Source organism: Blautia pseudococcoides (assembly GCF_001689125.2).
GTDB classification, from domain to species: Bacteria; Bacillota; Clostridia; order Lachnospirales; family Lachnospiraceae; genus Blautia; species Blautia pseudococcoides.
In genome coordinates this window covers 388,481-413,464 of record NZ_CP015405.2, presented here as the reverse complement: position 1 = coordinate 413,464, position 24,984 = coordinate 388,481, and the positions used below count along the sequence as shown (strand labels likewise).

General features: G+C 39.8%; 20 protein-coding genes. 4 read left to right on the top strand and 16 right to left on the bottom strand.

Features of this window, described 5'->3' with window-relative positions:
* Positions 1-9: 9 nt before the first annotated feature.
* The 4 genes from hutH to hutU are packed head-to-tail and all read left to right on the top strand — an operon-like array spanning position 10 to position 6,990.
* Entirely contained in the window at positions 10-1,560 is a 1,551-nt protein-coding gene (hutH, locus tag A4V09_RS02005) for a histidine ammonia-lyase (protein WP_065540861.1), read from the top strand.
* 19 nt (positions 1,561-1,579) lie between these two features.
* Entirely contained in the window at positions 1,580-2,926 is a 1,347-nt protein-coding gene (locus tag A4V09_RS02000) for a YjiH family protein (RefSeq protein WP_065540860.1), read from the top strand.
* Positions 2,927-2,969: 43 nt separating this feature from the next.
* On the top strand, positions 2,970-4,970 hold the full coding sequence (locus A4V09_RS01995; RefSeq protein WP_065544589.1) for an oxidoreductase: 2,001 nt from the start codon (positions 2,970-2,972) through the stop codon (positions 4,968-4,970).
* A 19-nt stretch (positions 4,971-4,989) separates the two neighbouring features.
* A complete protein-coding gene (hutU, locus tag A4V09_RS01990) occupies positions 4,990-6,990 on the top strand; it encodes a urocanate hydratase (protein WP_065540859.1) in 2,001 nt (666 codons plus the stop codon).
* A gap of 150 nt (positions 6,991-7,140) precedes the next feature.
* On the opposite strand, the gene wecB is transcribed toward hutU, so the two are convergent.
* The 16 genes from wecB to A4V09_RS01910 form a co-directional block, all read right to left on the bottom strand.
* Complete coding sequence (wecB, locus tag A4V09_RS01985) at positions 7,141-8,325, bottom strand: non-hydrolyzing UDP-N-acetylglucosamine 2-epimerase (protein WP_065540858.1); 1,185 nt, start codon at positions 8,323-8,325, stop codon at positions 7,141-7,143.
* An 18-nt stretch (positions 8,326-8,343) separates the two neighbouring features.
* Positions 8,344-9,558: a polysaccharide biosynthesis C-terminal domain-containing protein gene (locus A4V09_RS01980; protein WP_065540857.1), complete on the bottom strand. Its 1,215-nt coding sequence runs from the start codon at positions 9,556-9,558 to the stop codon at positions 8,344-8,346.
* A gap of 21 nt (positions 9,559-9,579) precedes the next feature.
* Complete coding sequence (locus tag A4V09_RS01975; RefSeq protein WP_065540856.1) at positions 9,580-10,632, bottom strand: polysaccharide biosynthesis protein; 1,053 nt, start codon at positions 10,630-10,632, stop codon at positions 9,580-9,582.
* Positions 10,633-10,730: 98 nt separating this feature from the next.
* On the bottom strand, positions 10,731-11,939 hold the full coding sequence (locus A4V09_RS01970; RefSeq protein ID WP_065540855.1) for a lipopolysaccharide biosynthesis protein: 1,209 nt from the start codon (positions 11,937-11,939) through the stop codon (positions 10,731-10,733).
* 24 nt (positions 11,940-11,963) lie between these two features.
* Positions 11,964-12,533: an N-acetyltransferase gene (locus tag A4V09_RS01965; RefSeq protein WP_065540854.1), complete on the bottom strand. Its 570-nt coding sequence runs from the start codon at positions 12,531-12,533 to the stop codon at positions 11,964-11,966.
* A gap of 18 nt (positions 12,534-12,551) precedes the next feature.
* Positions 12,552-13,628, bottom strand: coding sequence for a Gfo/Idh/MocA family protein (locus A4V09_RS01960; RefSeq protein WP_065540853.1), 1,077 nt, complete (start codon positions 13,626-13,628; stop codon positions 12,552-12,554).
* A 77-nt stretch (positions 13,629-13,705) separates the two neighbouring features.
* Positions 13,706-14,878, bottom strand: a complete 1,173-nt coding sequence (locus A4V09_RS01955; RefSeq protein ID WP_065540852.1) for a DegT/DnrJ/EryC1/StrS family aminotransferase — start codon at positions 14,876-14,878, stop codon at positions 13,706-13,708.
* Between the two features lie 60 nt (positions 14,879-14,938).
* A complete protein-coding gene (locus A4V09_RS01950; RefSeq protein ID WP_065540851.1) occupies positions 14,939-16,138 on the bottom strand; it encodes a nucleotide sugar dehydrogenase in 1,200 nt (399 codons plus the stop codon).
* A gap of 59 nt (positions 16,139-16,197) precedes the next feature.
* A complete protein-coding gene (locus tag A4V09_RS01945) occupies positions 16,198-17,385 on the bottom strand; it encodes a glycosyltransferase family 4 protein (RefSeq protein WP_084043400.1) in 1,188 nt (395 codons plus the stop codon).
* 134 nt (positions 17,386-17,519) lie between these two features.
* Positions 17,520-18,737, bottom strand: a complete 1,218-nt coding sequence (locus tag A4V09_RS01940; protein ID WP_065540850.1) for an O-antigen ligase family protein — start codon at positions 18,735-18,737, stop codon at positions 17,520-17,522.
* Between the two features lie 33 nt (positions 18,738-18,770).
* The gene (locus A4V09_RS01935; RefSeq protein WP_065540849.1) at positions 18,771-19,373 is read right to left on the bottom strand and encodes a CatB-related O-acetyltransferase; all 603 of its coding nucleotides are present in this window, start codon (positions 19,371-19,373) and stop codon (positions 18,771-18,773) included.
* Positions 19,374-19,417: 44 nt separating this feature from the next.
* Entirely contained in the window at positions 19,418-20,632 is a 1,215-nt protein-coding gene (locus tag A4V09_RS01930) for a glycosyltransferase family 4 protein (protein ID WP_162291098.1), read from the bottom strand.
* A 12-nt stretch (positions 20,633-20,644) separates the two neighbouring features.
* Positions 20,645-21,847: an ATP-grasp domain-containing protein gene (locus A4V09_RS01925; protein WP_198168567.1), complete on the bottom strand. Its 1,203-nt coding sequence runs from the start codon at positions 21,845-21,847 to the stop codon at positions 20,645-20,647.
* Between the two features lie 2 nt (positions 21,848-21,849).
* A complete protein-coding gene (locus tag A4V09_RS01920; RefSeq protein WP_065540847.1) occupies positions 21,850-22,506 on the bottom strand; it encodes a sugar transferase in 657 nt (218 codons plus the stop codon).
* Between the two features lie 56 nt (positions 22,507-22,562).
* On the bottom strand, positions 22,563-23,570 hold the full coding sequence (locus tag A4V09_RS01915; RefSeq protein WP_065540846.1) for an NAD-dependent epimerase/dehydratase family protein: 1,008 nt from the start codon (positions 23,568-23,570) through the stop codon (positions 22,563-22,565).
* Between the two features lie 78 nt (positions 23,571-23,648).
* Entirely contained in the window at positions 23,649-24,875 is a 1,227-nt protein-coding gene (locus A4V09_RS01910; protein ID WP_065540845.1) for a DegT/DnrJ/EryC1/StrS family aminotransferase, read from the bottom strand.
* Between the last annotated feature and the right edge of the window lie 109 nt (positions 24,876-24,984).

The window sequence follows — 24,984 nt, the reverse complement described above, 5'->3', positions numbered from 1 at the left end:
GGATTTCTTATGCAAACCGTAATCATTACAGGCGAGACCTTAACCTTGGATGAACTGGCAGCAGTCTGCCGTTTTCATGCTCCCGTAGAACTGGACAAAGAGGCCATGGAGCGCATCCGTGCTTCCAGAAAGATCATTGACGATTTTGTAGAACGGGAGGAGGTCGTATATGGTGTCACCACCGGTTTCGGCAAATTCAGTGATGTAGTCATATCCAAAGAAGACTGTGTGCAGCTTCAAAAAAATGTCATTATGACCCATGCCGTAGGCGCCGGTGAAGCATTCCCCACAGAAGTGGTCCGCGGTATCATTCTGCTGCGTCTGAACAACCTGGCGAAAGGCTTTTCCGGCGCACGCTCTGAGACAGTGGAAACCCTGGCAGCCATGCTGAACAAACACCTGCATCCCGTCATCCCGCAGAAAGGCTCTCTGGGCGCCAGCGGCGATCTGGCTCCCCTTTCCCATATGGTCCTTCCTATGATGGGTATGGGACTTGCCGAATACGAAGGACATATTTATCCGGGCAGGGAGGCAATGGAAAAGGCAGGAATCCCTGTTATCAATCTTCATGAAAAAGAAGGAATCGCGCTTATCAACGGCACACAGGTTATGACCGCAGTGGGCGCACTCACAGTATACGACGCCATTCGGCTGATAAAATACGGGGATATTGCAGCCGCCCTCACCTTTGAAGCCCTGAACGGCATCACCACAGCCCTGAAACCGCAGGTTCACCTGACCCGTCCCCACAAAGGACAGATTGACACAGCCCGCATTTTAAATGAACTTATGGAAGGTAGCGGGATGACTACAGAACAGGGCGAACTGCGTGTTCAGGATCCTTATACCCTCCGCTGTCTGCCTCAGATACACGGTGCTTCCAAAAATGCCCTGAATTATATCATGGAACAGATCGAAGTGGAAATGAATTCGGTCACAGACAACCCCATCATTTTCCCCCAGACCCAGGAAGTCATCTCCGGCGGAAACTTCCACGGACAGCCTATGGCCCTCACCTTCGATTTTCTGGGAATCGCTGTGGCTGAACTTGCTGATGTGGCTGAACGCCGCATTGAACGCCTCGTGAACCCTGCCCTCAACTACGGACTTCCCGCATTTTTGGTGGAAGGCGGCGGGCTGAATTCCGGTTATATGATCGTACAGTATTGTGCCGCTGCCCTGGTTTCTGAGAATAAGATCCTGGCACACCCGGCCTGTGTGGACAGCATCCCCTCATCTGCCAACCAGGAAGACCATGTATCCATGGGTACCATTTCTGCCCGGACGGCCCGGGATATTGCGGATAATGTCCGCCGTGTGCTGGCTATGGAAATCCTCTGTGCCTGCCAGGCCATTGATTTAAGAAGCCAGTCCGATACAGGCAAAAAGGGAGTGCTGGGAAAGGGAACCAAAGCAGCTTATGACATGGTACGGAGCAAAATCCCCTTCTATGACAAAGACCGGGAGCTTTACCCTGAGATCAATGCCTGTGAGGAACTGCTTGCTGATGACAGCCTGATCGAGGCAGTGGAGACCGCCTGCGGCCCCATCACCTTTTAAAGAATAAAGGAGTTTGATCATGGAAAATAAGACAGCATATAATTCAAGTGTCAAAATACGTTTTTTCATCTGCAGCATTATCGGCGTTTTCCTTTTCTTTGTTACCATTCCTTATAACGGAAACAAAAAAGTACCCATGGTACATATCATGGATATCATTCAAAACGCCCTGGGGCCAAAGGCCCAGTACATTTTTGTCATGATTTCCTGCCTGGCAGTGCTGGCTGCCAGTATCTATGTAAAATACGGAAAAAATGTGCCCGGAATCCTGAAAAGCACCTATCAAAAAGACAATCTTTTTTCCTATTTTACCTATGGCACAGCAGCCATATTCAGTGTTATGGCCATTTTCCATGTGGGGCCTGCTGCAATGATCGACCCGGAGATCGGTGAAACCTCTTTAAGCATAGCTGCAGACTCTTTCTTTGCTATTATGGTAGCCGGAACTCTGGTAGCCTTTATCACAGAATTCGGTTTTCTGGAATTCCTGGGTAAACTGCTTGAGCCAATTATGCGCCGTGTGTACAGAGTGCCCGGTAAATCCGCTGTAGATGCCATCTCTTCCTTTGTGGCAGCTCCCGCCGCCGGCGTTATGATCACCAATGACCTGTACCAGAAAAAAGTATACACAGCAAGAGAAGCCAGTTCTATCACCACCAACTTCAGTATTGCCAGTCTGGGCGGATTTGCCTTCCTGTCTTCCATAGCCGGAATAGAAAACCTCTACAGTGAGGTGGTTCTGGCGGCATTTATCTGTGTATTTGTACTGGCTGCCATTATGATCCGTATCCCTCCTCTGTCCAGAAAACCGGACGCCTTCATTGACGGCACTGTACAGACTGAAACGCAGAGAAAACCGGAACATTACAGCAGCAAGACTTTTCCGGCGGCCTACAGGGATGCCCTGGAAAAATCATCCGGCACAAAATTTACGGTATTTATAGAACAGTTGAAATCTTCTTTTATGTTCGGCATCAAAGTAAATGCATTTATTGTATCTCTTTCCGTCATCTGCCTTTTAATTTTTAATTATACGCCCATTGCCAAATGGATCGCCATTCCCATGGCTCCGGTTTTAAGCCTTTTAGGCCTGCAGGACGCGCAGCAGATCGCTGCCTCCTCCATTGTGGGAATCTTTGCCTTATCCATACCGGCAACCTTGATCAAAGGCAAAGCTGTGGCTGCGGCCAGTGCTTTTTTCGTAGTTGTACTGTCCACATCACAGATCATATTCTTCACGGAAAGTGCCAACGCCATGCTGGAATCTGATATTCCTGTGGGCTTCGGCGACCTGGTAAAAATCTTTTTCATCCGTACCATTATCCTGATTCCAATGGTAGCGCTGATGGCTAAAATACTGGTGTGATCGCATCATGCCGGCAAAAAAACAGATTCGGAGTGTGAAAACCATGAAAGATAACCATAAGATTTTATTTGAACCTTATCAGCTTGCAGGCTGTACCCTGAAAAACAGATATGTGATGGCCGCTATGGGTACCGGAGGAATGGTAACAGCGGAAAACACCTTCAATGAACGGGGCATTGAATACTATGTGGCCAGGGCCAAAGGCGGGGTAGGCCTTATCATCACAGGCACCATTTATGCGGAAAATGATATCGAAAAAGCTGTGGACGGAACCATGCCGTGCCCAACAGATAATCCATCTACCTTTATTATGAACACAGCGGAAATGTGTGAGCGTGTCCATGCCTACGGTTCTAAAATATTCACCCAGCTCACAGCAGGATTCGGCCGTGTACTGAAACCTCATCTGCTCTGCGGACAGCCTCCTGTTGCGCCCTCCCCTGTGAGCAGCTACTGGGATAAAACACTTATGTGCAGGGAATTGACAGTGGACGAGATCCACAGGATCGTGGAGCGCTGCGGAGATACGGCAAAAATCTGCCAGCAGGCCGGTTTTGACGGCATTGAGATCCATGCTGTCCATGAAGGATATCTTCTGGATCAGTTTGCCCTGCCCCTCTTTAACAAACGGACAGACGCATATGGCGGATGTCTGGAAAACCGCCTGCGTTTTGCCTGCGAAGTAGTGCAGAACATCAAGAAAAAATGCGGAGAGAAATTCCCGGTCATCCTCCGCTACAGTTTAAAATCCTACATAAAAGGCATGCGCCAGGGCGGCCTTCCCGGAGAAGACTTTGAAGAGCTTGGCCGTGATATCCCGGAAGGCATTGAAGCTGCCAAAATCCTGGTAAAAGCAGGTTATGACGCGCTGGATGTGGATGCCGGAACCTATGATTCCTGGTACTGGTCCCATCCGCCCATGTATTTTGAAAAAGGCATGAACATACCTTTTGGTGAAATCCTGAAAAAAGAAATGGATGTACCAATCCTCATCGCCGGGCGCATGGAAGATCCGGATTTGGCCTCCGATGCCCTGCGGGACGGAAAAACCGACCTGATCGCACTTGGCAGAAGCCTTCTTGCGGACCCTGACACGGTAAATAAAATAAGGAGCGGCAGATTTGAATTCGTACGCCCCTGCCTTGGGTGCCATGAAGGCTGCATGAACCGGCTGATCACTGCAAAGCCTGTTTCCTGTGCTGTAAACCCCTCCTGCGGAAGAGAAACCTCCTATTATCTGCAGCCTGCATGTGTAAAGAAAAGAGTTCTCATTATCGGGGCAGGCGTGGCAGGAATGGAAGCCGCCAGAGTCCTGAAGCTCAGGGGACATTATCCCGTCATCCTGGAAAAGAGCAGCCGTCCCGGGGGGGCCCTTCATCTGGCCGGGGCGCCGTCCTTCAAACACGATGATTTAAAACTGGTTGACTGGTATCAAAGAACACTGGAAGATTTAGGTGTAGAAATTCATTACAATACCGCTGTGACAGCAGATACCCTGAAATCCTATCCCCACGACACGGTCATTGTAGCCATAGGTTCCACTCCGCGGACCCTGCGTCTGCCCGGAAACCATGATATGTACCCTGCAGAACGCATCTTTTCCGGTGAGATCACTCCCGGCGATCATACAGTTATCATCGGGGGCGGGCTTGTAGGCTGTGAACTTGCTCTTGACCTTGCTGAAAACAACAGACAGGTTACCATACTGGAAGCCCTGCCGGAAATACTGTCGGCCGGTGCACCGGTGCCTCATATGAATAAGATCATGCTGAAAGATCTGCTGAAGTTCCATCATGTGCAGCAGATAGCAGGCGCAGGCGTCAAATGCATGGAAGACAGGACTGTCACTTATACAAAAAACGGGGAAGAGCACAATTTGGAGGCTGACACCTTCGTCTGTGCCATTGGATATACCTCCAACAACGCGCTTTATGAACAGCTGAGTCTGGAGGAAAATGAAATTTACCTGCTGGGGGATGCCCGGAGAGTGCGGAATATTATGTACGCGGTCTGGGATGCCTACGAGCTGTCCCGCAGTCTGTAAAGGCAAGGAAGGATAGAATATGGACACTATTTTATATGCATGGGAGGGGCCTCTGCCCTCTCCCGGCTCCTTCGACCCGGCAGTGCGCCGGGCTCCGAAGCGGGAGGCTGCGCTTGGCGAAGCAGATATTAAACTTGCCGTAAAAAATGCCCTGCGCTACATTCCCCCCAAATATCACCGGGAAATCATTCCGGAGTTCTATCAGGAACTCATGGAGCATGGCCGGATTTACGGCTACCGTTTCCGGCCTCACGGAGCAATTTATGGAAAACCAGTAGATGAATACAAGGGAAAATGCCTGGCCGGAAAAGCCATTCAGGTCATGATAGACAACAACCTGAATTCTGACGTGGCGCTTTATCCCTACGAGCTGGTCACCTATGGGGAGACCGGACAGGTATGCCAGAACTGGATGCAGTACCGGCTCATAAAAAAATACCTGGAGCAGATCACAGAGGAACAGACGCTTGTAGTCAGTTCCGGTCATCCGGCAGGCCTTTTCAAATCGGCCCGTTCCTGTCCCAGAGTCATACTTGCCAATGGTCTCATGGTGGGGAAATATAACACCCCGGAACAGTGGAACCGGTGCGCTGCCCTTGGGGTTACCAATTACGGACAGTTCACGGCAGGAGGATGGTTTTATATCGGATCCCAGGGAATTGTGCACGGCACATATTCTACATTTCTGGCAGCAGCAAGACAGATACTCCACAAAAGCAGTGAGGAAGTTCTTAGGGGAAATCTCCTCGTCTCTGCCGGTCTTGGAGGGATGAGCGGGGCACAGGGTAAGGCCATTGAACTGTGCCAGGGTGTGGGGATCATCGCGGAGGTGGATGCCTCTAAAATAGAGCTGCGTATGCGTCTTGGCTGGATCAAGGCTATGGTGCATACACCCAGAGAAGCGTTTGCTCTCGCAGGGGAATACCAGCAGAAAAGGGAACCTATTTCCATTGGGTTCCATGGAAATATTGTGGATTTGCTGGAATATGCTGTGGAAACGGAACAGAACATTGACCTGCTCACAGACCAGACGTCCTGTCACGTGGCATTTGACGGGGGATACTGTCCCCAGGGAATGACTTTTGAGGAACGGACAAAAATGCTTGCCGAGAATAAGGAATTATTTGAGGAAAAAGTAAAGAAGACTTTGTTCAGGCATCATGAATTGATCGAGATTTTGCGGTCCAAAGGCACCTATTTCTTTGACTACGGAAACAGCCTGACCACCACTATGTATGATATTGGGATCAGGGAAGTGTGCAGGAATGGAGAAAATGATCTGGATGGATTTATTTATAAATCCTTTGTGGAAGAGTTCATGGGCCCTACTCTTTTTGACTATGGTTACGGACCCTTCCGCTGGGTTGTACTGAGCGGAAAACCGGAGGATCTGGCACTGACAGACCAGACCGCAATGGACTGTATTGACAAAGATCGCAGGTTCCAGGACTATGACAATTATCTGTGGATCAAACATGCAGGAGAGAATCATCTTGTTATGGGTACACAGGCCAGGATACTTTATCAGGACGGGGAGACCAGGAAAAAAATTGCCCTTGCCTTCAACCGTCTGGTGCGGGAAGGCAAAACCGGGCCTATCATGATGGGCCGTGACCACATGGATACAGGCGGTGTGGATGCACCTTCAAGAGAAACTTCCAATATCCATGACGGGAGCAACATAACGGCTGATATGTCTGCACTGGTTTACGGCGGTGATTCCGCTATGGGTATGACCATGATGACCATACACAACGGCGGCGGAACAGGAATCGGCAACTCGCAAAGCTGTGGCTACGGGCTGCTCCTGGATGGCTCCCCGGAGGTGGATGAGATCATCTGCCGGGCTGTAAACTATGATGTTATGTGCGGCGTGGCAAGACGCGCCTGGGCTGGGAATCCACATGCGCTGGAAACGGTTTCGCTTTATAAGGAAGAAGGGAATACGCTCACGGTTCCTTTTGGATGTGATGAGCGGGAATTGTCGGATATGATCCATATGTTGAAAAAAGAAAAATGATGTCTCATGCACCCTCTAAAGCATATGACATAAAACGGCCGCACGGTATGATCCTTCCGTATACTGTGCGGCTGTATTTCGTTCGGAAGTACCCATAGGATCCAGATTTATACTGCCTTCCGGTGCTGCCACCCGCTTATCGATTCACTGTTAATATTTCCTCCAAACCATCTTATCAATTACTCCTGTATAAGACTGAATTATTTTAATTACCTTAGTGCTTACATTCTCATCTAAATAGTCCGGTACTGTATTGCCATGATCACCTTTTACAAACATATCCACAGCAGTTGTCACCGCCTGTAACAGGGATTTCTCATCAATCCCTGCAAGTATAAACCCTGCTTTATCTAAAGCTTCCGGGCGTTCCGTGGACGTTCTGATACACACAGCAGGGAACGGATGCCCTACACTGTTAAAGAAACTGCTCTCTTCTGGTAATGTTCCTGAATCAGACACCACCACAAAAGCGTTCATTTGCAAATGATTGTAATCGTGGAATCCCAATGGCTCATGCTGAATCACTCGATGATCGAGCTGAAAACCAGATTGTGCCAAACGCTTTTTACTTCTCGGATGGCAAGAATACAGAATCGGCAGATCATATTTCTCAGCTAATTTGTTAATAGCATTGAACAGTGAAAGAAAGTTCTTCTCCGTATCAATATTTTCTTCACGATGCGCTGACAACAATATATATTTCTTAGGTTCCAGGCAAAGTTTTGACAATATATCAGACGCTTTAATTTCCTTAAAGTTTTGATGCAGCACCTCTGCCATTGGAGAGCCAGTCACATAGGTACGTTCCTTTGGAAGTCCACAATCAGCTAAATAACCACGAGCATGTTCTGAATACGCTAAATTCACATCTGATATAATATCTACTATCCGCCTGTTCGTTTCCTCCGGTAAACACTCATCTTTACAGCGGTTTCCGGCTTCCATATGAAAAATCGGGATATGTAAACGTTTTGCAGCAATTGCAGATAAACAGGAATTAGTATCACCAAGAATAAGCAATGCATCGGGTTTAATCCGGTTCATCAGTTTATAGGAACAATTTATTATATTTCCAACGGTTGCACCTAGATCATCACCTACTGTATCCATATAAACTTCTGGTGCATCCAACTTTAAATCGCGAAAAAACACCCCATTCAAATTATAATCATAGTTCTGTCCAGTATGTGCAAGAACACAATCAAAATATCTTCTACATTTATTGATGGTAGCTGCAAGCCGAATAATTTCCGGTCTGGTTCCTACAATGATCAGAAGTTTTAATCTCCCATCATGTTTGAATTTTATTTCTGAATAATCAAATTTTATCTCCATCTTATCCGTTCTCCACTTTTAAACTGACTCTCCAAATGTATCGGGATGCATTTGGTCAAACTGTTCATTTGCCCACATCACAGTCACCAAATCCTTTGTATCAGACAAGTTTATAATATTATGTGTATATCCTGGCAGCATATGGATTGCCTCAATTTTATCACCAGACACTTCAAATTCTAATATCTCATCTGAACCAAGCTTCCGTTCCTGAATCAAACCATGACCGGAAACCACAATAAATATCTCCCATTTACTATGATGCCAGTGTTGCCCTTTTGTGATTCCTGGTTTACTAATGTTGATGGAAACCTGTCCGCAACGAGCAGTTTTCATTAATTCCGTAAAACTTCCCCGGTCATCAACATTCATCTTTAACGGGAACGCCACTTTTTCTTTCGGTAAATAAGATAAATAAGTAGAATATAACTTTTTTTCAAAAGAATTATTTGGAATCTCCGGCATAACTAACGTCCGCGGCTGCGATTTAAAACGATCCAATATATCAACCATCTCCCCCAGCGTCACATGATAAGTTGTTGGAACAAAGCAATATTTTCCATTATTCTTTTTGACTGTTTCTAAACCCTCAAATTCACAATGATGTTCCTCTCCATTAAGAGCAGATAACAACTCCTCAATCAAATCATCAATATAAAGAAGCTCCAACTTTGTATTGCGATCGTTTACATGGATAGGTAAATCATTTGCAATATTATTACAAAATGTGGCAACCACGGAATTGTAATTTGCTCTGCACCATTTTCCAAATAAGTTTGGAAAACGATATACCAGTACCTTTGCACCAGTCTCTTTGGAATAGTTAAAAAAACATTCTTCTCCTGCCAACTTGGATTTTCCATAGTCAGAGGTCCCATATCGGCCAATGAGTGTGGCTTGAATGGAGCTTGAAAGCATAACCGGACAGTTATTATTATATTTCCTTAAAGTGTTCAATAATGTAGAAGCAAAGCCAAAATTACCGGCCATAAATTCAGTCTGGTCTTTTGGCCGATTTACACCAGCAAGATTAAATACAAAAGAGCAGTCCTTGCAAGCATTTTCCAGTTCCTCTGGTTGAGAATCAACATCATAGGTACAGATGTCCAAATCCGATGCACAATTTAACTTTTCAATCTTATGTACTTTGTCTTTTCCGTCTCTGATGCATTTTAAGCTTTCCACCAAATTTCGGCCGACAAACCCCTTGGCCCCTGTTATTAATATTTTCACCTGTCCATCTCCTATCCATATTTAATACTTTAGACCCGCTGCATCCATCTCATTTCTAATATATTCAAGCTTTATTAATTTAGCTTTTACTTCCTCAACATCCAGTAATTGCGTATTATTACTATTAAACTCTGATAATGTATTTCGTCCAGTGTCACCGTCTTTAAAATATTTATCATAGTTCAGTCCGCGATTATCAGCCGGAACACGATAAAAATCCCCCATATCTACTGCCTTTGCACATTCCTCATTTGTGAGAAGCGTTTCATACATTTTTTCACCATGGCGAATACCGATAATTCTGATATCCTCTTTTTTTCTACCAAACAATTCGCAAACAGCCTGTACCTGTACTGCAATTGTACAAGCAGGAGCCTTCTGAACAAGAACATCACCGTTTGTTCCATTTTCAAATGCAAACATCACTAAGTCTACAGCCTCATCAAGAGACATAATGAATCTTGTCATCGAAGGCTCCGTTATGGTAATGGCTTCACCCTTTTTTATCTGTTCGATCCAAAGTGGAATAACGGATCCCCGGCTGCACATAACATTACCGTAACGTGTACAGCATATCTTTGTTCTTTTGGGATCTACTGTTCTTGATTTCGCAACTGCTACTCTTTCTTCCAATGCTTTCGTTATACCCATTGCATTAACAGGATATGCGGCTTTATCTGTAGACAGACAGATAACGGATTTTACTCCGGCATCAACTGCTGCTGCTAAAACATTATTTGTACCAATAACATTTGTTCTTACTGCTTCCATTGGAAAAAATTCGCAGGATGGTACCTGTTTCAACGCTGCCGCATGGAAAATATAATCTGTATCGTGCGTCACAGCACGAACGGACTCCATACTTCTAACGTCCCCTATATAAAACTTAATTTTATCTGCATGATCTGGATATTTGGCTTGATATTCGTGTCTCATATCATCCTGTTTTTTTTCATCCCGAGAAAAAATACGGATTTCACCGATATCCGTTGTAAGAAACCGATTCAAAACTGCATTTCCGAAAGACCCAGTCCCTCCTGTGATCAATAGAGTTTTTCCTCCAAATGTACTCATACTGTTTTCTCCTTCTTTATGTAATTCCGCAATGATTCATATCCATAATTTTATTTAGAAATAACAACAAATAAAATCTTCTGTTTACTAAATAAAAATCATTTCCCATTATTTTTAGAGAAATATATTGTACCTATTGCATAAAGGATAACTACCTTTACGAGATTCGCTGTAATTGAAGCAATACAAAATCCCATAAGTCCATGTTTATTTAATAAAAGAATACCTGCTCCAAGATATACCACTGCATACAGCCCTTCTTTAATTAATTGCCAATATGTAGGTACAAATTTTAAAATAGCAGGCTGTGCCATACTAGCAACAACACCTATAACCGCTGCTAAATTAGCATAAAAAATAAAGGGTTGCGCTTGTTCAAAAAATCCCGGATATAATATTTTAGTTGCAATTGGAGCTGCCACGACCGATAGCAGCATAAATGCTGAGGCCGTTCCAAGCACAATTAAATTAGTCTGCCAGAAATTTTTGAGATTCATTTTATAATCCTTCTGTGCAAAGTATCCCAATAATACATTTGCTATGGGTGTCATAATGATTCCAAGTGTTTTCCCAAAAAAAACAGCAACCGTATATACTGATACTGATTCAGAACCAAGTATAGGATAAATCACTATTCTATCCAAATAAAGCATAACATTGGTGGAGATCGTAACAATAAGTAACATCAAAAACTTTGATATTGTCGGTTTAAACAATCTTGTAATACCAAAGTGCTCTCTGTAAATCTTTGTTTCTTTATATATCCAGAATAAGCCACCGGCTTCGGCAAAAATAAACACACATGGCCATTGCTTTGTAACCATCACCACACCAAGACCAACAAAATACCCTGTTGCAATGCATATATTGCAGATAAAATTACTCTTGAAATCCAAAACTATTCTAAAAGCAACAATAAAGTAAGCACGCCATGACATCAGCAATACTAAGATCACCATTAAAACAGAGGTGAAAATTGATAATCCAAACATTCGCTGTCCTATTATCCATATTGCGACAGCGCCAATTATGCCAGAAAAAGACAAGATCAAATTAAAATCTCCGCTGATCTCCTGTTCTTCATAATTTGTATTCTGAATAAGTCTTGTGTTATTTAATGTGTTTCCTATAGAAACTGAAACAGTGTTCACAATCCCCATAACGGTCAACAAAACACCATATGCTGAAGCGTTAAATAATCTTGCCAACACTGGATACACAACAATCTGCAATACTCCTGTTGCAAGCAATGAGGACATCAGATTATAAGAAAAATCACCAACTATCTTTTTCTTGTTAGTATTCACACATCTTGCCTCCTATTCGGAACCTCATTCCTCTTTTTCAAGCCCTGCCTTAACTTTATAGTATTTTGTTTCACACTTTGAACAATAGAACTTATGATCCAGTGGCTGACCGCATTCACATACCCATCCTATCTGTTTAGCTGGAACACCGCCGAACATAGCATAATCCGGAATGTCTTCAATAATTACCGCTCCCGCAGCAATCAGTGCATTTCTTCCTATTGTGTGTCCACATACAATGGTTGCATTGGCTCCAATCGTTGCCCCTTCCTTAACTAATGTTTTCTTATAACCCTCTGATCCCTTTGGGAATTTTGCTCTAGGGGTCAAATCATTTGTAAATACACTGGATGGCCCACAAAATACATAGTCCTCTAATTCTACACACTCATACACAGATACATTATTTTGTAATTTAACAAAATCCCCTATCTTTACGTTCACATCTACATAACAGTTCTGTCCAATGTGACAATTACGTCCGATTTTAGCCGTTCCCCTGATATGGGTATAATGCCAGATACTTGTCCCATCTCCAATTTCAGCACCTTCATCTATGCAGGCACTTCTATGTGCCCTATATGTATCATCCATCTATTTATATACCTATCCTTACTTAAATTCTCCCGCCATATCAATACTTGCAAAATCAGTTAATGGAAATTTTACCGGCATACCTGTCTTTTGGCTTTTATAAATTGCTAATACCATTTCTAGTGCATTACGTCCCGCAACTGCATCTACATATGGCTTCCTATGATTTTTAATAGCATCAACCACATCTGCGTATAAACTTGTATGACCATTACCGTAGACGTTGCTTGTTTCTTCTTCTAATCCCTTGTTCTTTTGATCCTCATCCGTCTCATCAGAAAAATTCCAGACATCTATATTATTGGTTGACGCGCCGCCAATCTTGACAGTTCCATTTTCCCCAAAAATGTAAAGCGTTTCTTCCAGATTTTTTGGATAAACATTTGTAGTTCCCTCAATTGTACCAATGGCACCATTCTTAAACTTCACTACGGCCATACCAACATCCTCTGCTTCCAAGTAATGATGAAATTGTTGTCTTGTCTGTCCATAAACTTCCTCAACATTATCTCCCATCATCCAACGAAGTAAATCAATACCGTGAATACACTGGTTCATAAGAGCTCCTCCATCTTGCGCCCAAGTGCCCCTCCAGGGTGCTTGTGTATAATAACTTTCATTGCGATTCCATCGAACATTGATAGCGCCATGAGAAAGCTTGCCAAATCGACCAGACTCAATAGCCTTTCTTGTCTCCTGAATAGCAACATTGAATCTATTCTGGTGACAGGCAGAAACCACCACATTTTTCTTTTCAGATTGTTTTATTATCTCCTCCGCATCTACAATTTTCATGGCCATTGGTTTTTCTATAATTACATTTATTCCATTTTCAATACAGAATAAAGCAATCTCTGCATGAATACCACTTTCCGTAGCAATTCCAATTAAATCGAATCCATTTTCCGAGATCATCTGCTTATAATCAGTATATCTACCAATTGATGTATCCTTATTAAGATCGTGTTTTTCAAGTAAGTTCTCCATATTTTCCGGGATCACATCACAGACTGCAGCAAGTTCTAATTTGTTGTTAATAGCTGCTTTTATATGGTTTGATGCAATCCGTCCGCACCCAATTAATGCATATCTCATAATTATCTCCTTATCCATATGACATATATAAACAATTTTCTCGAACAAAATAATCAGAATGCATAAGCATCACTTAATTATTCAAACTGATTAACGGCCTCTATAACCACTTGCCGTTCGGAATCCGTCATTTCCGGAAACATCGGAAGTGCAACGCCATGATCTCCCAAATACTCCGCGTTTGGCATATCTCCCTTTTTATAACCCAAATTCACAAATACCTGCTGAAGATGTAACGGGATTGGAAAATAAACACCTGTAGCTATACCTCTGGTCTCCATGTGTCTTCTAAATCTTTCTCTCTCTTCCACACATATAACATAGACATAATATATGTGCTTACATGCAGAAGAACATACAGGTTTTATAACTAAAGGATTCTGTATTTTATGGTCATACTCTTCCGCATAAGCCCTTCTTCTTTCATTCCATTTATCTAAATATTGCAGCTTAACACGCAAGATCCCTGCCTGCAGAGCATCCAATCTTGAATTAAACCCAATCACGTAATTAAAATACTTTGGCAAATGTCCTTGATAGTCGAAATCAGTATCATCATATCTAATTCCTTTTAACTTGCAATATGCATATCTGCCATTGTCTCCGCTCCCGTGCACTCTATATGCTGCACACTTTTTGTAAAAATCCTCTTTATTTGTTACAATGATCCCACCATCTCCAGCACAGCCCAGATTTTTAGTTGGAAAAAATGAAACGCATCCTATATCGCCTAAAGAACCTGCCTTTTTACCTTTATATACAGCACCGGCTGCTTGGGCTGCGTCCTCAATCACAACAAGACCGTACTTTTTTGCAATAACATTAACAGCCTCCATTTCAACACACTGCCCATAAATATGAACCGGCATAATGGCCTTTGTCCTAACTGTAACCTTCTCTTCAATCTTTAACGGATCTAATGTATATGTATCTGCCGTACAATCGGCAAATACTGGTTTTGCACCTACAACGGCTATTGCCTCAGCCGTAGAAAAAAAGCTCATAGCCGTAGTGATCACTTCATCTCCTTCCCCTACCCCCGCAGCCATGAGCGCAATCACTAAAGCGTCTGTACCATTTCCAACACCAATGGCATATTTCGTTCCAATGTATTCCGCAAATTCAGCTTCAAAAGAAGTTACTTCTTTGCCCATTATGTATTGTCCGGAATGCAGTATTGATAATACTTTAGCGTCTAATTCTTCCTGAATACTTTCATACTGACGTGATGTATTCATCAAGGGTATCATTGGTTAATCCTCCTAATTTCTTTATCGTATTTCAGAATAATAGTATTGTGCAGCTCTCATTCAATTTTCTTGATATATATCCCTTGTATAAACTTTGTCTCTAATCTCATCTAATTCCTCATTATAGCGATTAGCAATAATGACCCCGCACATTCCTGTAAAAACATTAAAGTCATTAAAAATCTTATACCCCTCAAAAACAGTGCCATTTTTCAGGGTAGGCTCATAAATTACGATTTCTATCCCTTTTTCCTTCAACCGTTTCATAATTCCCTGAACACTGCTCTCGCGAAAATTATCAGAATTTGCTTTCATGGTAAGCCGGTAAACACCCACAACTTTCTTCGTTGCTGTTTTTAACTTTTTTTCAATTCTTGAAGTAACATAATCTTTCCGTATATCATTACTCTCAACAATCGCCCTTACCATGCTGCCTGGTACTGATTCAAAATTCGTCAACATTTGTTTGGTATCCTTTGGCAAACAATAGCCACCATACCCAAAAGATGGATTATTATAATTTTTACCAATTCTTGCGTCCAAACATATACCTTCTATCATCTGCGCTGCATCAAGATTTTTCTCCTCCGCATATGTATCCAATTCATTAAAAAAACTAACCCGCATGGCAAGATATGTATTTGCAAATAGTTTTACAGCTTCTGCTTCAGTCAACTCCGTAATCAGCACAGGGATATCTTTTTTTACCGCTCCTTCTATTAATAATCCGGCAAATGTCCGCGCCGCTTCAAGAAGCCGCAAATTAGTTTTTATTGTACCTACTATAATTCTTCCCGGATGCAGATTATCATACAGAGCATGTCCTTCTCGTAAAAATTCCGGACTAAACAATATATTGGGATTATGGTACTTATGTCTAACAGTTTTAGTAAATCCAACTGGAACCGTAGATTTTACAATAATATAAGCCTCCGGATTTACTCTTGAGACTTGTGCAATAACTGATTCAACACTACTAGTATCAAAATACCTCTTCTCCGGATCATAATTCGTAGGTGTAGAGACAATCACATAATCTGCATCTGTAAATGCACTGTCTGCATTAGTTGTAGCTGTTAAATCTAATTTTTTTGAGCTAAAGTAATCCTCTATCTCCTTATCAACAATTGGTGATCTCCGCTCATTGATCATTTTCACTTTTTCCGGAATGATATCTACCGCGATCACACGATTAAGCTGAGAAAGCAAAACTGCATTTGATAGCCCCACATATCCAGTCCCTACAACCGTTATATTCATTTTCCGTTCCTCCAAAAATATATATATTCAATGTAGTTCTTTTAAACTATACAAACTAGTTACTTGTATAATCGTTTAGCAAGCCTTGTATAATCAAAATACTTGTGTCCTATCATTTTTGATTTTGATTTTAATTCAGATACATTTATACTGCCAAATGATATATCAGACAGAATTTTTTTTACTTCATCAAAATCATCAACTAACCAGCCATTACCATTTACAAATAAATGATATTCTTTCAAATTATTCAGCAACACTGCACAGGAACGACAAATTGCATTTTGTGCTGTTGCTGACACTTTTCCAGGCTGCAGATAAATGTCACAAGCATTTAAGTAAACATTTAATTCATTCCCATCTTTCCAACCCAAATATTTAATTCGCCGGTCATTTCCTATAAGCTTATTTACTTCTTCTTTAATATCATATGAAATGCTGCCGATTAAGAGAAACACAAATCTATCATCTGGTACTTGACTAAAAATTTCTAACATCTCTTTTACTTTCTTATAACGATCAAGTTTTCCGGCTTGCAAAAAGATGATTTGATTCTCGTTGATCCCTAACTCTTTACACACTGCTTTTCTTGAATCTTGTATATCGGTTAGCGATGGTATATTACCCCCAAGTGAATAAAACTCTATTTTCTGTTCGGGTAAATGGTACACTTCTCTTAAAAAATCACCACATCCAGTTGATACATATAGTATTTTTTCAATATATGGTAACGCCTTATTTATACAATATTTGTAAAATATACCATGTAATATTTTACGTGAAATAAAATTAGTTCCGGATGTATAAAAATCAGCATGTGAATCCAAATATAATTTCACGTTCGCATGATCCTTTTTATACTTTGCTGCTGTCAAAATCTCTACCGATGATGTTCCATGGAACAGAATTACATCTGGTGAAAATTTTTCAATCATCTCATAAAAACCATCCATTTTTCTGATTTTATTTGTTAAAAACCCTGTCGCAATTTTTTTATAGGACCTTCTTTGTACAAAGATCCCATCTTCATTAAAATAATCAGATGGTTTTACATAACCCCCTTTCGTGTTATCATTATCTTTAAATGTATAGGTTGAGGCCACAATCTGAACATCATGTCCATCTTTTTTATTTTGTCTGGGAAGAATGTTTTCCTGATAATTATATCCGTCTATATAAAATGCAGAAATACAGCAATGTAATATTCTCACTTTCATTGTTCTCCATTTCTTTTTAATAAGTTTCAATCACTTTTCCTATCTCTTAATCTGATCTGCAGCAACCAACTGCTCATGTCCCGCAGTATAACTTTAAAAGTTTTAAGTTCTCTCATCAGTAAAGGTATATGAAATAACATTCTGCTGCTGTCAAGGCTACATTTCTAAACAATGTTCTTTTGATTAACAACTTTGCCTGCAGAAAACACAATTCCAAACACTAACCATGCTCTCTCATTGATCAAATAAGAGCTGGAAAAAAACAACGTTGTAATTCCGGAGAAAAAAGCGCAATAAACAATAGCCAACTTATGATCATTTTGTTTAATAACCATTATGTAGCTTTTAATAATTTTAACTAATAAAAAAATCAGTACTAATACCCCAATAAATCCTCCAAACTGATACATCACTTCAATCGGCAGATTATGCGCATAATACTGCGATAAATCTACATTAGAGCTCATACCTCCGCCCGACAAGATCAACCTATCAGAATAAATGCCATGTGGTAAAAACCAATTTTTATTTATTTCTGCACTGAGTAAATCGTAGTATGTATTTCTTCCACTTAAATTATCTAATTTAAAGTTTTTAAGCAAATATAATGTTCTTGAAGATGGATTAAACTTTAACAATATCTCAATAATTGTATTCCTTACTAAGAACAGGCCAGACCCTCCACCTATACAAAAACAAAATAGTATAATTTTTTTCCAAACAGAAAAAGAAGCAAATTTGTACCAAAGAAATAAAAGTAATGAAATAGCAATGCAGATCAACGGACCTCTGGCACCATAAGCCACAATTATTCCAAGTAACACAACAACACCCAGCGTCCCCAGCGGCGTGGGTTTTTCAACACAGTTTAGAAGGCAGACTAGTGTCATAATCAAGATATTGTATGAAAATGTCATATAGCTTCCATCCGTTGCATATATACCTGACGTATGTGTTGTGATATATACGAAACAATACAAAAATAATATGACATAATACTTTTTCATCTTTTTAAAAAAACATTCATTTATTGGTAGATAATATGCGAAATAGAACGCTGCCAAACACCGGGTTAAAAAAATCATACTTCCTGATAAAACCACTTCGGTTATTCCATCATTTCGTAATACACTAAAAGCAGCAAGAAAAGCATATCCCATACCAGATGCCATAAGAACAGATAAATGTTTGTGACTAATCGCATGATAAATAACATAAAATGCCGTAAAAACATAAATTCCATTTCTAACAATTTCTAGTGCGCTGACATTTCCAACAATTATTCTCAATAAATCAATTATCATTACTGTATTGATGAATAGAGCGAACAACTCATACGGGATTTCTTCTTTTAATCTTTTATTTTTTATTAATAGCTTCATCATATACCTCAATGTAATATGCACTCTATTCCATTACATAATATTTATATTTTTCAAAAATAACTCTGGTTCATGAAACCATTTGGCATATTTTTCAAGTTCAACCGAATTGAAATCCCACCATTTACTTATCAATAATTTCTCAATGATATCATCATTAAACCTTTTTTTTATTAACCTGGCTGGATTACCTGCCCAAATTTCATATGGACCAATATCATGTGTTACAACAGCTCCCATTCCAATCACAGCGCCTGTAGAGATCGTAACCCCGCCTTTTATCTTTACATTATGAGCAATCCAAACATCATTTCCAATTATTGTTTTTTTATAAGGTAAAAAATGGTCATCTGCAAAATTTACCCCCAAAATATTTTTGCCCTTATAAAATATTGGGGAAGTTGATACATGATTTAGAGGATGTTCGCCCCCGCCAATCATACATTTTCCTGCTATAGAACAATAATTCCCTATATTTACATTTACTATTTCTGTGTCATATCCAACATATGAATACTTTCCTATTGAAGTATTTACCAAGCTACATCCACCGCATATTTTAGAAGTTTTATCAAGGACACAATTTTTTTTGCTGCTCATACTCATCTTTTTGAGTATTTTGGGTATATAATACATTTTTCCTTTCCTTCCTAAATGTATGTATCTAATTTCTTCTTCAATTAAATGACACTATTCACAATACCTATATAACGGGCAGTACACGAATGCCTGCTTGCATTAGCTTCAACATATCTTCTGGCATTTTCACCCATTTCCTCTGCCTGCTTTTTATGTAAATATAAATACTTAATATTATCTGCTAAGCCTTCTATATTAGACGCATCGGAGAATAATCCTAAATGATCAGAAGAAATGATTTTTTGCATATCCGTACCTGCATCGAAACTTGCTAGAACTGGCGTTCCTGCAGCCATTATGCTCCATGTCTTACTCGGCATTGCGCTTCCGCCAAATCCTTTTTTACAAGATACTATTGATACATCTGCCAAACTATAGACATATGAGACCTCAGAATATGGCTGTATTGGAAAAAACTTTAAATTAACAACACCCAATTCAACAGCCATTTTTTTATATTCTTCTTCCTGAGCACCATTACCAAAAATAACGAATTGTATATTTTTTATATTTTCTAATCGTTTTGCTGCTTGAATGATAATTTCTATATTCTGTGCATATCCTAAGTTCCCTGCGTACACAACATGAAAATCCCCCCTGCTCAGACCATATTTTTCAAACAAGTAATTATTCTCTTTCACAATAGGTTTCACAGACTTTGTATCTATCCAATTTGATACAACAGATATTTTATTTACTGGAACTCCTTTTTCAATGATGTTATTCTTCATATCATTGGAAATCACAATAATCTTATCAGCATTTTTATATGTGAATTTTTCAATTATTTGTCCTGCTTTGAAGATAATAGAACCCTCCCTTGTCATTCCCATTCCAACCATTGAATCAGGAAAAACATCTTGAAGATTGTACACCAATGGTATTTTTTTAACTTTTTTAATGATTGCTGCCATTGCACCTTGAGTCGGTGGTGTACTTTGAACAAAAATAACATCTGTTTTCGTTGTGATCCCTTTCCATATAAATAATAAATTCATCAAAATATAACGAACTGCACGTCCCAGGGTTCCTTTCCCTTCCTTTATTAAAGAGATTCTATGTATTGACAAATTTCCTTTACTTTCTTTTTTACGATTCTTATAAATCTTCCTGATTTTATCGTCTACACCTCTAGTTGGCATAGGTACAAAAAGATCAACTTTCCATCCATCTTTCGCAAAATCTTCATATAAATTTGTTGATAAATATAAACTTGCAGCAACTTCTGGTTCATAATAAGCACTAAAAGCTAACAACCGTTTCATCCTTTATCCCACTCTGATATCAATCTTTTTTATCGCAGTTATACAATCGTATACAGCTTTATCTGCAGTTATATCTTGAGCAATCACAAAACCAATACGATCCACACTACTCTTTATTTCCGTGCTCTGATTTCCAACGCCTTTTACAATGCTTACTTGCTGAATGCCTTTCATCGTTTCAGCATCATTAATACCCTTAATTTCTTTAATCTCACCAATATCGGCTTTCAAATATCGTATAGCAGCACCTTTATCATATTTTTTTTCTATATCGGCTTTATCACCGATCGCAATCCGGATACAGCACTCAACCATATTAACTCCTGTAGACAGGGGTACTAAATGTGTTGTAATATTATCACCGCCCAGTCTTGCGCCTAACTCTACAATTTTGGGGCCTTCAGCAGTAATTTTAAGTTCTGTATGTGACGGACCATTTTCTATTCCAATGGCCTTAACAGCAGATTTCGTTATTTGAATAACTTTCTGTTTGATTTCATCAGGTAACGCGGACGGTTCACTATGCCCCATTTCTACAAAATACGGAGCATTTGTAGTGATTTTATCTGTGATCTGAATTATATGGCACTCTCCATCAATACTGAGTGTTTCAACACTAACTTCAGGACCTTCCATGTATTCTTCAACAAGAATACCGCCACTTCGGGAATAACTTTTGCTATATGCAAAAGCTTTTCCTAATGCTTCCACATCTGATAAATCTGACAACATATCTACTCCTCTGCTCCCAGAATTGTCTGCCGGTTTTACAATACAATTTATATTTATCAACTTAAAATGTTCAATCGCTTTTGAAAACTCTTCTCTTGTATTAACGCAAAAGAACTCTGGAACCGGTACCCCATGCTCTTTTAAACATTGACGCATAAAAGCTTTGTTTGTGGCTTTCAATGCTGTCTGTTCTGAGATGCCGACAAGTCCCATTTCTTTTGCAACAATAGCCACTGAACGTATCGGCATATCGCTGGCAAGCGTCATAATACCGTCAATACCATATCTTTTAGCGGCATTTAATATCTTTTCTGTATCAATGGTACTTATCACTTCGCATACAACATCTTTTTCTTTAAATCCAACCGCTTCCGCATCCATATCAACTGCAATGACTTGCAGACCCATTTCTTTTGCCTTTTTTATTGCAGGTAATTGAAGAATACCAGCCCCTAAAATCATTATTTTTTTCATTTTTATTTTTCCCCTTTTGGAACTCTCTTTTTCCCGATCGTATTTTCTCTTTCTGCTTTATTCCCCTTATCCGCATCATCGCGATATACATTTTTTGAAATAAGTACACTTCTCACTGTCATAAAAATAATTTTTATATCAAACCAAAATGACATATTCTTAACATAAAAAATATCATTCTCTAACTTTTCCTTTGTTCCAACTGCGTTACGATTGATAGCCTGATTGTATCCCGTGATTCCCGGACGAACATTTAAAATTATTCGCTCCTCCTCTGTGTACTCGCTCAGATAAAAGGCACTATCTGGTCTTGGTCCTATAAGCGCCATATCACCATGCAAAACATTCAAAAGCTGCGGTATCTCATCAATACTGGTTTTACGCAAAAAACGTCCGACTTTAGTAACGCGAGAATCATTTTTAGAATTATATGTAGAGCCATCCGCATATCTTAAATCCGGCGCATTTACTTTCATTGATCGAAACTTAAACATTTTAAAGATTCTTCCATGATAACCAATCCGATCAGCCATATAAAAAACAGGACCCTGGTCATCCAATTTTATTAATACACCTACGATCACTATCAAAAACAATAAAACAGGAAAGATCATCAAAGAAATCAATAAATCAATTACTCTTTTTACGTTATTGTACATATTTTTTTCTCTTTCCTCCTACACAAATTAAATACTGGATGGACTCTCTGGCCTTTCTAATAGTTGAATAGGTTTTGATATTTATGGGTATCCAGATCCTTTTTATAATCATTCATCATGGTCTTAAAATCCCGGAATGCTGGCTCGAACCCGAAATCTCTTTTTGCTTTTTCCATACTAAACAAATAGGATGGTGTGTTGTTTTGAATCTCTGGTTTATAAACAATCTTTGACATTTTATCCGGAGTCTCAGCAAACAATTCAGCTATTACTTCTGCCTGTTCTTGTAATGTCACGCCCTTTCCTGATGTCATATTGTACAAACCATATGTTTTTTCACTCTTTATTGCCAAATAAAATGCATGGGCCACATCTTTTACATAGACCACATCACGGCTTAAATTCTTATTACCATAAATCGTAATGTCTTCACCTTTTGATGCTTTATCCATAAATATCTGCAGACCTGATTTTACATACTTTCCATTGATAAATAAGGAGCCATGCGGTCCTACACCGTAAACCGGCGGAAAACGAAATACAGCATTACTCATTCCGTGCTGCTGATTATAATATTCCATTACATCGCAAGCTGCATTCTTTGACAGTACATATACAGCATGATCTCCTTTAAATGAAAATGACCTAGGTTCCTCTTCTGTTAATGCTTTTTCCGCAGTCCATGAATTACACACATCTGCATACGAGGAGGTAGAAATCAACCTATTAATTCCGTTGCGCCTGCAATATTCCAGAACATTTATAGTTCCAATTGTATTAACTTTGAAATAATCTGCTGCATTTTCATCTTCATCCAAATTCACCTGCGCATTCGCCGGCAGTAAACCGGATAATAAAATAATTCCTTCTACATTTTCTGTAGGAAGTTTTTCAAAATCTTCCGGATTCACCAGGTCCAGGTTTTCATATTTAACTCCTAATCTCTCGTAATGTTCACGGAATTTATTATTTCTTCCTGTAACAAGAACTTCACACCCCTGTTTTATAAATTCATCAACTGTGTGTACACCAATAAAACTTGATGCTCCAATAATAATAACCATAAGTCCCTCTCTTTCTGATGATTATGTATTTGTTCTATACATAATCCTTTCCATATTCTTACCCTTGTTCATTAAACTCTACCCTAATAAATGTTTGACAACTTTTCTAACACATTCAATTACATATTCAACATCCTCATCACTTAAACAAGTATGCAGCGGCAGTGTTATTTCATTTTTAAATTGATCATAGGCATTCGGATAATCATTAATGTTAAATCCTAGCTTTTGATACCCTGTATGCATCGGTAACGGCTTATAGTGAACATTTGTTGCGACTCCCATTTTTGCCATCTCCACAATAAAATTATTTCTTGTTTCACAATTTAAAGCACTTCCATTATAATCAAACAGCCTCATAATATAGAGATGACCTGATCCCTTATAATCATCCGTATAGTGACTCAGCACTTCTACAGGAAGGTTCTTAAAAGCATCATCCATTCTTGTAATTATACTTTTTCGGCGTTTCAAAATACTCTCATATCGGCGTAATTGACCCAAACCGATACCTGCGTGAATGTCTGTCATATTGCACTTAAACCAAGGTTCTACAATATCATATTCCCATGCCCCTAACTGTGTTTTAGCCAATGCATCCTTACTCTGACCGTGTAAACTCAACAGCATATAAATTTGATATAATTTATCATTGTCAATACCATCTATGTCATTCCACACAACAGCTCCACCTTCCGCTGTTGTTAGATTCTTTACAGCATGAAAACTATAATTCATAAAATCAGGATATTTAGCAACTGATTTTCCTTTATACTCAGCACCGAAAGAATGCGCCCCGTCTGCCATAACAATCACTCTGCCAATAGCCTGCTGAATCCTATTATTGGATGGTAGAAAAATATTCTTTTTCTTTTCAACAATTTTCATAATGCACTCATAGTCCGCTGGAATCCCAAATAAATCAACGGGTATAATAACTTTAGTTTTTTCTGTTATTGCCGCTTCTAACTTTTCATAATCCATTGTAAATTTACCCGGTTCGCAGTCAATCATAATGATTTTTGCACCTACATGGGCTGCAACCGAAGCCGATGCTGTATATGTATATGCCGGCACAATTACTTCATCACCAATACCCACCCCTAAAATCCGCAATGTCATTTCTGCACAAGCTGTATTAGAATTTAAGCAGACCGCTTTAGATGTACCACTCCAATCGGCCACTAGTCTTTCCAGTTCTTTAGTTCTAGGCCCAGTTGTTATCCATCCAGACTTAAGTGCCGATACAACTTCATTTATTTCAGCATCCGTTATATCAGGCGGACTAAATTGGATTTTTCTCATATCGCCTTATCCCTCTCTCTATTCTTTGATCAATCATTAAAGAAACCCAGTTCCCGATTAATTTATTTCTTATAGTTTCCAGTGCATCCCATGTTTAAATCATTTCATC

Excerpts from the sequence above, each read along its gene's own strand:
- hutH (WP_065540861.1), top strand. The coding sequence starts at position 10 with ATGCAAACCGTAATCATTACAGGCGAGACCTTAACCTTGGATGAACTG.
- A4V09_RS02000 (WP_065540860.1), top strand. The coding sequence starts at position 1,580 with ATGGAAAATAAGACAGCATATAATTCAAGTGTCAAAATACGTTTTTTC.
- A4V09_RS01995 (WP_065544589.1), top strand. The coding sequence starts at position 2,970 with ATGAAAGATAACCATAAGATTTTATTTGAACCTTATCAGCTTGCAGGC.
- hutU (WP_065540859.1), top strand. The coding sequence starts at position 4,990 with ATGGACACTATTTTATATGCATGGGAGGGGCCTCTGCCCTCTCCCGGC.
- wecB (WP_065540858.1), bottom strand. The coding sequence starts at position 8,325 with ATGGAGATAAAATTTGATTATTCAGAAATAAAATTCAAACATGATGGG.
- A4V09_RS01975 (WP_065540856.1), bottom strand. The coding sequence starts at position 10,632 with ATGAGTACATTTGGAGGAAAAACTCTATTGATCACAGGAGGGACTGGG.
- A4V09_RS01965 (WP_065540854.1), bottom strand. The coding sequence starts at position 12,533 with ATGGATGATACATATAGGGCACATAGAAGTGCCTGCATAGATGAAGGT.
- A4V09_RS01960 (WP_065540853.1), bottom strand. The coding sequence starts at position 13,628 with ATGAGATATGCATTAATTGGGTGCGGACGGATTGCATCAAACCATATA.
- A4V09_RS01955 (WP_065540852.1), bottom strand. The coding sequence starts at position 14,878 with ATGATACCCTTGATGAATACATCACGTCAGTATGAAAGTATTCAGGAA.
- A4V09_RS01950 (WP_065540851.1), bottom strand. The coding sequence starts at position 16,138 with ATGAATATAACGGTTGTAGGGACTGGATATGTGGGGCTATCAAATGCA.
- A4V09_RS01940 (WP_065540850.1), bottom strand. The coding sequence starts at position 18,737 with ATGAAGCTATTAATAAAAAATAAAAGATTAAAAGAAGAAATCCCGTAT.
- A4V09_RS01935 (WP_065540849.1), bottom strand. The coding sequence starts at position 19,373 with ATGTATTATATACCCAAAATACTCAAAAAGATGAGTATGAGCAGCAAA.
- A4V09_RS01925 (WP_198168567.1), bottom strand. The coding sequence starts at position 21,847 with ATGAAAAAAATAATGATTTTAGGGGCTGGTATTCTTCAATTACCTGCA.
- A4V09_RS01920 (WP_065540847.1), bottom strand. The coding sequence starts at position 22,506 with ATGTACAATAACGTAAAAAGAGTAATTGATTTATTGATTTCTTTGATG.
- A4V09_RS01915 (WP_065540846.1), bottom strand. The coding sequence starts at position 23,570 with ATGGTTATTATTATTGGAGCATCAAGTTTTATTGGTGTACACACAGTT.
- A4V09_RS01910 (WP_065540845.1), bottom strand. The coding sequence starts at position 24,875 with ATGAGAAAAATCCAATTTAGTCCGCCTGATATAACGGATGCTGAAATA.